The sequence below is a fragment of the Streptomyces sp. WM6386 genome, assembly GCF_000972385.1.
Classification (GTDB): Bacteria; Actinomycetota; Actinomycetes; order Streptomycetales; family Streptomycetaceae; genus Streptomyces.
The window spans coordinates 1-841 of record NZ_JXTE01000278.1 but is presented as its reverse complement, the minus strand read 5'-3'; the positions used below and the strand labels follow the sequence as shown (position 1 = coordinate 841).

General features: G+C 66.0%; 2 protein-coding genes. Both read left to right on the top strand.

Annotated elements, in window-relative coordinates; all coding sequences use genetic code 11:
• Positions 1–8 precede the first annotated feature (8 nt).
• Complete coding sequence (locus TN53_RS49245) at positions 9–158, top strand: DUF6223 family protein (protein ID WP_267886607.1); 150 nt, start codon at positions 9–11, stop codon at positions 156–158.
• Positions 159–227: 69 nt separating this feature from the next.
• On the top strand, positions 228–841 hold a 614-nt coding region (locus TN53_RS41240; protein ID WP_046264021.1), incomplete at its 3' end, for an aminoglycoside phosphotransferase family protein.

Here is an 841-nt window from a genome sequence, read left to right as displayed (position 1 = left end):
GCACCGGGATGGCGGGAGCCATCGCGGCCATCCCTTTGGGGCTGATCGCCATGGCCATCGGCTGGCACGCTCTCGCCCACTCCCGCCGCGCTGAGCAGACCGCCAACCGCTCGAACATGAGCGGGAGTTCGGATCCACCTCATAAGCTTGCCCTTTAACCTCCGTTCCGACTCTGACGCCCCCTATAATGGGGTGATCATGACGGGCTGATCCGACACACTGGTTCGATGCGGCATGATGATGAAGAACCTTTGTCCGGCGGCAACGTCAGCGATAGTGTCGTTCGCGTCGGGGACACCGTTCGCCGTCCGGCCGGACCATGGACTCCCGCGGTGCATGCCCTGCTTGCACACCTGCATGAGGTGGGATTCGGCGCGGCGCCTCGCCCACTCGGCATTGACGATCAGGGGCGTGAGGTCCTGACCTTCATGCCGGGAGATGTGGTCTGGCCCGACCGGTTCTCGCTGATGGAACCCGCTCGACAACTGGCTCGCGTTGCGCGGCTGATCCGGGACTTCCACGACGCCGTGCAGGACTTCGCGCCCCCGCCCAATGCCCAGTGGCAGGCGCTGATCCCCGCTGAGGGGAGTGACATGATCGCCCCCAACCACCTGGCCCCCTGGAACCTCGTGGTCTCAGGTGAGGCGCGGTGGGCCTTCATCGACTGGGACACTGCGGGCCCCGGCTCGCGCCTGTGGGATGTCGCATACGCCATTCACGGGTTCATCCCGCTGTCCGCGCATCCGGACTGGCAGAGCCCAGACGCGGCGGACCGACTGCGAGTCTTCGTCGACGCCTACGGTCTCGCAGAGTCCGAGCGTCGTCGGTTGGTCCCTATGCT

What these genes read in the sequence shown, in the direction of transcription:
- TN53_RS49245 (WP_267886607.1), top strand. Translation starts at nt 9, where the DNA reads ATGGCGGGAGCCATCGCGGCCATCCCTTTGGGGCTGATCGCCATGGCC.